The sequence below is a fragment of the Corynebacterium gottingense genome, assembly GCF_003693265.1.
Taxonomy (GTDB): Bacteria; Actinomycetota; Actinomycetes; order Mycobacteriales; family Mycobacteriaceae; genus Corynebacterium; species Corynebacterium gottingense.
Genome location: NZ_RDRE01000035.1, coordinates 1 through 7,548, shown reverse-complemented (window position 1 = coordinate 7,548; position 7,548 = coordinate 1). Strand labels below are relative to the sequence as shown.

Genomic DNA, 7,548 nt, shown 5'->3' with positions numbered 1-7,548 from the left:
GTGCGGGTGAGCGGGACCGCCGCCGCGGCTTTCGCGATGCCGAAGTCGGTGATCTTCACCTGCCCGTTCTGCGTGATCATGAGGTTGCCCGGCTTCATGTCGCGGTGGACCAGGCCCATGCGGTGGATCACGGCGAGGCCGTGCGCCGCCTGCTCGAGCACGTCGAGCGCCAGGTTCTCGTCCAGCGCGCCCTCGCGCGCGATGAGGTCCGCGAGCGACTCGCCGCGGATGTACTCCATGACGATGAAGCACATCTGCGCGCCGCTCGGCGACTCCAGCTCGCGGTAGTCGTAGGTGGCCACGACGTTGGGCGAGTTGATGCCTTCCGCCGCGAGCGCCTCGTTGCGGAAGCGGGCGAGGAACTCGTCGTTGGAGCTGAACTCCGGCCGCAGGACCTTGAGCGCCACCTCGCGGTCGTGCGCGGGGTCGTCGGCAAGCCACACCGTGGACATGCCGCCGTGGCCGATTACCCACTGCAGTTGGTAATCGTCGCCGATGAGCGACTGCAGTGCTTCGCGGTTCTCAGTGTTCATCGTTCGTATCCTTCTGCTGGGTTGTATTGCTTATCGACGCTACGCAGCCATCCATCACTGCCCCTCCTCCGGAGCCGGCGCCGCGGGTGCCGCGCGCAGGACCGCGCGCCCGAGCGGGCCGGAGACCTGGCCGCCCGTGGCGCCGTTGCCCAGGTGCCCGCCGTTCTTGACCACGACGCCGACCGCGACGTCCTTCGCCGGGTCGAACGCCACGTACCACACGTGCGGGGCGGCGCCCTCGGCGTGCTCGGCGGTGCCCGTCTTGGAGGCGAAGCCGTTGCCGTCGTAGCCCCAGGTGGCGCGCTCGGAGGCGTACATGAGCTCCGTGAGCGTGCCCGCCTCCTCGGGGGTGAGCGCCTCGTTGAGCAGCTCCGGTTTGGTCTCCTCCACGGTGCGCAGGTCCGGGGTGACCACGCGGTTGACCACGTACGGCTTCATCCGCTTGCCGCCGTTGGCCACCACGCCCGCCATGACGGCGGCCTGCAGCGCGGTCATGGTGACGTCGCGCTGGCCGATGGCGGACTGGCCCAGCTCGGCGGCGCCGGGGATGTCGCCCAGCGAGCCGTCCGCGTTGGGGATGCCCAGGTCGTAGTGCTCGCCCACGCCGAAGTCAGCGGCCGCCTTGCGCAGCGGGTCCGCGCCCATGTTCAGCGCCATCTGCACGAAGGCGGTGTTGCAGGACAAGGAGAACGCGGTGGTCAGCGGCACCTGGCCGCCGCCCGCGCAGGCCTGCCCGCCGTAGTTGGTCAGCGGCACGTTGGTGCCCGGCAGCGTGATCTGCGCGTCGCCGGTGAGCATGGACTGCGGCGTGTAGCCGGAGCGCAGGCCCGCGGCGGTGGTGATGATCTTGAAGATGGAGCCCGGCGGCAGCTGCTCCTGCGACGCGTGGTCCAGCAGCGGCTGGCCGGGGTCGTTGGTGAGCTGGGCCCAGGCGTCGTTCGCGGTGGCCGGGTTGGCAATCTGGTTCGGGTCGAACGACGGCGTGGACGCCATCGCGAGCACCTGCCCGCTCGAGGGGCGCAGCGCCACGATCGCGCCGTTGTAGCCGTTGTTGGACAGCTGCTCGTAGGCGAAGGCCTGAAGGTTGGGGTCCATGGACAGCTCGACGGAGTTGCCCACGGCGTCCTCCTCGTGGCCGGTGCGCATGAAGCGGGAGTTGCCCTGGCCGTCGCCGGTCAGCGCGCCGTTGTAGGCGGACTCGACCTGCGAGGTGCCGTAGGTGTCGGACACGTAGCCCACGATCGGGCCGAACGAGTACGGCATGTTGGGGTAGGTGCGCTGGTAGAAGCCGTTGTCGTCGCGGTGGGACTCGGCGAGCACCTGCCCGCCCGCGCTGATCTGGCCGCGGTTGATCTGCTTCAGCTCCAGGAACGTGCGGGAGTTGTGCGGGCTCTGCGCGTACTCGTCCTCGCGGAAGTTCTGGACCACGGTGAAGTTGACCAGCAGCGCCACGGTGAGCAGGAGCGAGAGGATCGCCCCGTATTTCAGTGACTTGTTCATCGGGCGCTCACCGCCTCGGCCACGCCGGTGCCCGGGTGGGAGGCCACCGCGGAGGCGTCGTACTCGGTGGGCGTGTTCGCGCTGTTGGAGATGCGCAGCAGCAGCCCGACCAGGATGTAGTTGGCCATAATGGACGACCCGCCCGCCGACATGAACGGCGTGGTCAGTCCGGTCATGGGCAGCATCGCGGAGATGCCGCCCGCCACCACGAAGATCTGGATAGCCAGGGTGAGCGCGAGCCCGGAGGCGAGCAGCTTGCCGTAGGAGTCGCGCAGCTGCATCGCGGCGCGGAACCCGCGGGTGACCAGCACGGCGAACAGGCACAGCACGGCGGCGATGCCCACGAAGCCGAGCTCCTCGCCCAGCGCGGCGAGGATGTAGTCCGAGTGCGCGACGGGGACGAGCTCGGGGTGGCCGTAGCCCAGGCCGGTGCCGGTCATGCCGCCCCAGCTCAGGCCGATGAGCGCGTTGGCTGGCTGGTTGCCGGCGCCGTCGAAGTCCTCGAACGGGTTGATGAAGTTGGTAAAGCGCGTCTGGATCTTCTCGCTGACCTGGTAGACGGCGTAGCCGCCCACGGCTACCAGCCCCAGGCCGATGACCAGCCAGGACGTGCGGCCGGTGGCAAAGTACACCATCCCCAGCACGGTGGCGAACAGCAGCAGCGCCGGGCCGAAGTCGTTGGACACGCCCATGATGAGGATGGCGATGGCCCACACCGCCAGAATCGGCGCGAGGTCGCGCAGGCGCGGGAACGTCATGCCCAGGAAGCGCTTGCCCGCCACGGTGAACAGGGCGCGCTTCTGCGCGAGCAGCTGCGCGAAGAAGATGAGCAGCAGGATCTTGGAAAACTCGCCCGGCTGGATGGAGAACGGGCCCAGCCACAGCCAGATGCGCGCGTCCGCGTAGCCCTCCGGCTGCGGCCACACGAGCGGCAGCGCGAGCAGGATCAGCCCGGCCAGGCCGAGCAGGTAGGAGTAGCGCGACAGCGACTTGTGGTCGCGCACGATCGCCAGGGTCAGCACCATGAGCACGACGCCGACCAGTGACCACAGCACTTGCCGCTCCGCCAGCGGCCCGTAGCCGGGTCGTTCCGCCAGGTCGAGGCGGTAGATGATGACCAGGCCGAGCGCGTTGAGCAGCGAGACCACCGGCAGCATCACTTGGTCGGCGCGCGGCGCGAGCAGCGTGAGCGCGACGTGCGCGATCGCGTACACGCCGACGAAGCCGCCGACCAGGTACAGCATGTCCTTCGACAGCGTCCGCCCCTGGCTCATCTCCAGCCCGAACACCATGAGCAGCAAAAGCCCCGCCGAGCACAGCAGCAGGAGGAGCTCGAGGTTTCGCGAGAATAGCCGCTTCACGTCAGCTCACCGTCCTGCAGGTCTCGGGGTCTTCATGCTTATCGACGCACACCGGCAACGCCTCACCCGCCATGCGGTAGAGCAGGCCGAGGACGTCGTCGTAGGTGCCGCCACCAAAGTTCTCCGGCACGGAGCGCTGGCTCTCGGGCAGGTCGGACTGGTTGAACACGTGGCAGTCCTCCGGCGTGGCGTCGGCCGAGACGATGCGCAGCCGGTTCCGGTTGTCCAGGCAGGCCTGCTGGATCGGCGCCCGGTCGTCGCGGGAGCCGTGCTCGATGACGTAGTGGCCGTCGCTCGCCGCGGAGACGAAGTACTTGTCAGACGCGCGGTGCTGCACGAACATCAGCCCGGCAGCCACGAGCGCGATCGCCAGCACGAGCGCGCCGACTACCCACGGCCAGACGGTTCGTTTGCCTCGAGGATGATCCTCCTCGTCGGCATCTTCGGCACCGTCGGAGCCGCCGGTGCCGCCGGAGCCTCCCGCGCCGCCGCGGTCGCCCGCGCTGCCGGCCATCTTGGTGGCCTCGCGGTGCTGGTTCGGCGGGATGGTCTCGGACTTGCGCATGATCGCCGCGGCGCGGCTCGCGGACGAGTCCGGGTGGGACTGCTCGAAGTCCGGCGCCAGCGCGCCGGCCTGCACGGGCGCGGTCGGCAGCTCGGGCGCGTCCTTGTCGTCGGCCGCGACGACGTCCGCGACAACCACGGTGATGTTGTCCGGGCCGCCGGAGCGCAGCGCTAGCTCGATGAGCCGCTGCGACGCGACCTCCGGGGTGCCCTGCCCGAGGGCCACCGCGATGGTCTCCGGGGTGACCGGGTCGGACAGGCCGTCGGAGCACAGCAGGACGCGGTCGCCCGGCTGGGTGTTGATCATCTCCAGGTGCGGCTCTACCGGGCGCCCGGTGTACGCCTTCAAGATCAGCGACTTCTGCGGGTGGCTCGACACGTCGGCCGGGTTGAGCTTGCCCTCGTTGACTAGCGACTGGACGAATGTATCGTCTTCGGTGATTTGGGTCAGCGTGCCGTCGCGAAGCAAATAGCCTCGGGAGTCGCCCACGTGGATCATGCCGAAGCCGAGGCCGTTGAACATGAGCGCGGTGAGCGTCGTGCCCATGCCCGCCTGCTCCGGGTGGTGCTTCACGGACTCGGCGATCGACGCGTTCGCGTCCTCCGCCGCCGCCCCGAGCAGGGCGAGCATGTCCGCGTCGCCGGGGTCGCGGTCCAGGTGCTCCATGTGCTCGACCATGAGCTGGGAGGCGACCTCGCCGGCTGCGTGGCCGCCCATGCCGTCGGCAAGCACGAGCAGCTGCGGGCCCGCGTATGCCGAATCCTCGTTATTGCCCCTGACCAGGCCGCGGTCGGACGCGGCGACGTAGTTTAAGCGCAAACTCATGGCATCAGCCTCACAATCGTGCGTCCCATCTTTATATCCGTGCCCACAGACACCCTTTCCGGCTGGTCAATGCGTGTGCCGTTGACAAACGTGCCGTTGCGCGAATCCATGTCCTCGATGAACCACTCGCTGCCGCGGCGGAACAGGCGCGCGTGCGTGGAGGACGCGAAATCGTCGCCGAGCTGGAAGTCGTTGTCACCGGCCCGCCCGATAGTTAAGTCCTCCAGGCTGGCAATTTCCATGTGGGAGCCTTTGAGGGGCCCCTCAACTACCGCAAGCTCTCGTGCCTTCTCGCGGCGGATGGGCGCGGAGCTCTTCGCTTGTCGACGCACCGCCCCCGCAGCCCGCACCACATCCTTCCGCTGCACCCACAGGACGAGCAGGATGAACACCCACAGCAGTGCGAGCAGGCCGAAGCGGGCGCTGAGAATCACAGCGGAATCCATGGGGCTCCTTTACTGGGTTGCGGTGTTAGGGGCGGAAGAACTCGGTGCTCGGGTGGGCGTCCACCTGGGCCTCCAGGACGTCCTGGTGTGCGTCCGCGGCGGCCGCAGCCTGCGCGAGCGGCTCCACGATGCGCACCTCGATGTGCGAGTGGCCCAGCGTAATCACGTCGCCGTCCGCGAGCATCCAGTTTTCCACCGGCTCCTCGTTGACGGTGGTGCCGTTGGTGGACTGCAGGTCCACCAGGACGGCGACCTCGCCGTCCCACGTGATCTCCGCGTGCTGGCGGGACACCCCGGTGTCCGGCAGGCGGAAGTCCGCGTCGTTGGAGCGGCCCAGGATGTTGGAGCCCTCGTGCACGAGGTAGGTGCGCGAAGACCCGTCCTGCAGCAGCAGACTCACCGTCGGGGTGCCGCCGGTGGCGGCAGCATCTGTCGTCGGCTCATTCATGTGATCCTCCTGATGGTTGTGATCCGTGGGAACCTGGCTGGCTGCGTGGCGGCGCCGCTTCTTTTTCGGCTCCGCCACGATCGCGTCGAAGCCGCTGACCACGTCGGGCTCCTGGTCGATGTAGGACGACACGCGCAGCTGGCCGGTCCGCAGCCCAGACTCCTCGGCGATACGCACGACGGCGGGCCCGTCCAAAAACCAGCCCAGGTTGCGCACGTACCGCATGAGTTGCTCTGCGAGGTCCGCGGGCAGGTCGCGCTGCTGCGACAGGTTCTCCAGGTCCTTCGACGACACGCCCACCGCAAACACGTTGGGGGAGACGTACTCGTCGCGGTCCGTGACCACGACGGAGTCCTGCGCCTCCTGCTTCACCAGCTCTTCAATCTCGGCCGGCACGACCTTGCCGCCAAACAGCGCGGCCATGGAATTGTCCAGGCCACGCTGCATGGTTGAGTCCAGCTTGGCCAAACGATCCATGACACCCATACTGCCCGCACCTCCTTCCCAGCGGCTCTCATTTTGTTCTCACTGATGTCCTATAACCAAGCAAGTATAAGTGCGCAGCGCCCGCAGACCTAGTTCAAAACGCGAAAATGCGGTGTGAACTGGCGATTTGGAGGTACGTTGGGGCGTGGTGTTATATTAATCAAGTCGCCCGCCCGGGTGGCGGAATTGGCAGACGCGCTGGCTTCAGGTGCCAGTGTTCGATAAGGACGTGCGGGTTCAAGTCCCGCCCCGGGCACAACCGGAAGGCCCCGCGAAAGCGGGGCCTTTTCGCTTGTCGACGTCTGCGTGAGGGGATTCGCCGCGTCCCCGGGATCTGTCTCCTGGATCCGGTCCGAATGGAGCTAGCTCCGTTTAGGGGTTCCGGATTCCCGCGACCTGGGGTTTGTCGGTACGGGGAGGTCTACATGGAGCTAGCTCCGTTTGGGGCAATCGCGTAATGCGGTGGGGGTGCTGGTGCCGCTGAACTCACGATGGCGGAGGGGTACTCCAGGCTGAAAATTGCGGCTCAGATCGAAGTGCCTCTTCCTCGGTATATTGGCCGCATGGCTACAAATGTGTATATAGACGGCTTTAATCTTTACTATCGCGCATTGGCTGGAAAGGCTGATAAGCGCTGGCTAGATCTTCAGAGGCTTTGTGCTGAGTGTCTACCACGTGAATCGATCAACCAAATTCGATATTTCACCGCCCGGGTTTCGGCCCGGTACCCCGGTGACACTGATCCTCAACGCCAAGAGCTCTATCTCAGAGCGCTAAGCTCAATACCAAATCTCACCGTTCATCTGGGAACCTTCCTTACAAACACAAAGACGATGAAGAACGCTTCACCCCCTCCTGATTTCGTGACGGTTTTGAAAACAGAGGAGAAGGGCTCAGATGTGAATCTGGCAAGCTATCTACTTCTCGATGCTTTCCAAGGCAATGCAGATACTTTCGTCGTGGTGAGTAACGACACTGACCTAGTGACGCCACTCAGGATGGTTCGTGAAGACCTTGGTCAGCGCACCGGCGCTCTTTACCCGCATCAAAGTGCCTCGGGAGCGCTCTACCAGGCGAACCCGTCATTTTCCCGTGTGATTAACCCCGGTAGAATTTCAAAATCACAGTTCCCTAACGTTGTCCCTCTGCCTGATGGTAGCCAAGTGGAGAAGCCACAAAATTGGTAGCGGAATCGGCAGGTAAGGCGTGTCGGTTGCTTTCTTAAACTAACTCGTGTAAATATATCTTCTACCGAACCGATTCCCTTCGAGGGTCGGCCTAGAGCCCCGCTTCATGTGGGGCTCTAATTTTTTAACGCTTCTTGCCGCACACACCCCCCAATTCCGGCACCTCCCACGCAGTCACCGCTTGTACCTGCCTGTTG

The 7,548-nt window shown here is 65.9% G+C and carries 7 protein-coding genes and 1 tRNA gene; 2 read left to right on the top strand and 6 right to left on the bottom strand.

Features of this window, described 5'->3' with window-relative positions:
- The 6 genes from EAW56_RS10610 to EAW56_RS10585 form a co-directional block, all read right to left on the bottom strand.
- On the bottom strand, window positions 1-533 hold a 533-nt coding region (locus EAW56_RS10610; RefSeq protein WP_147453289.1), incomplete at its 3' end, for a serine/threonine-protein kinase.
- A 54-nt stretch (window positions 534-587) separates the two neighbouring features.
- The gene (locus EAW56_RS10605; protein WP_095535826.1) at window positions 588-2,033 is read right to left on the bottom strand and encodes a penicillin-binding transpeptidase domain-containing protein; all 1,446 of its coding nucleotides are present in this window, start codon (window positions 2,031-2,033) and stop codon (window positions 588-590) included.
- Window positions 2,030-3,394 (bottom strand): FtsW/RodA/SpoVE family cell cycle protein, encoded by a 1,365-nt coding sequence (locus EAW56_RS10600; protein WP_095554169.1) that lies wholly within the window; start codon window positions 3,392-3,394, stop codon window positions 2,030-2,032. The genes EAW56_RS10605 and EAW56_RS10600 overlap by 4 nt, the downstream gene beginning before the upstream one ends.
- Window position 3,395: 1 nt before the next feature.
- Window positions 3,396-4,784, bottom strand: a complete 1,389-nt coding sequence (locus tag EAW56_RS10595; RefSeq protein ID WP_122086488.1) for a PP2C family protein-serine/threonine phosphatase — start codon at window positions 4,782-4,784, stop codon at window positions 3,396-3,398.
- On the bottom strand, window positions 4,781-5,230 hold the full coding sequence (locus EAW56_RS10590) for an FHA domain-containing protein FhaB/FipA (protein WP_095275311.1): 450 nt from the start codon (window positions 5,228-5,230) through the stop codon (window positions 4,781-4,783). The genes EAW56_RS10595 and EAW56_RS10590 overlap by 4 nt, the downstream gene beginning before the upstream one ends.
- 25 nt (window positions 5,231-5,255) lie before the next feature.
- Window positions 5,256-6,164, bottom strand: coding sequence for a DUF3662 and FHA domain-containing protein (locus tag EAW56_RS10585; protein ID WP_122086486.1), 909 nt, complete (start codon window positions 6,162-6,164; stop codon window positions 5,256-5,258).
- A gap of 171 nt (window positions 6,165-6,335) precedes the next feature.
- On the opposite strand from EAW56_RS10585, the gene EAW56_RS10580 reads away from it, so the two are divergent.
- Together EAW56_RS10580 and EAW56_RS10575 are read left to right on the top strand one after the other, a co-directional pair.
- Window positions 6,336-6,420: transfer RNA gene (locus EAW56_RS10580), tRNA-Leu, on the top strand.
- A gap of 307 nt (window positions 6,421-6,727) precedes the next feature.
- Entirely contained in the window at window positions 6,728-7,351 is a 624-nt protein-coding gene (locus EAW56_RS10575) for an NYN domain-containing protein (RefSeq protein WP_158221636.1), read from the top strand.
- Window positions 7,352-7,548: the final 197 nt, after the last annotated feature.

Bases quoted from the DNA above. Each gene is read 5' to 3' on its own strand.
- EAW56_RS10590 (WP_095275311.1), bottom strand. From the start codon at position 5,230: ATGGATTCCGCTGTGATTCTCAGCGCCCGCTTCGGCCTGCTCGCACTG.
- EAW56_RS10605 (WP_095535826.1), bottom strand. From the start codon at position 2,033: ATGAACAAGTCACTGAAATACGGGGCGATCCTCTCGCTCCTGCTCACC.
- EAW56_RS10585 (WP_122086486.1), bottom strand. From the start codon at position 6,164: ATGGGTGTCATGGATCGTTTGGCCAAGCTGGACTCAACCATGCAGCGT.
- EAW56_RS10595 (WP_122086488.1), bottom strand. From the start codon at position 4,784: ATGAGTTTGCGCTTAAACTACGTCGCCGCGTCCGACCGCGGCCTGGTC.
- EAW56_RS10575 (WP_158221636.1), top strand. From the start codon at position 6,728: ATGGCTACAAATGTGTATATAGACGGCTTTAATCTTTACTATCGCGCA.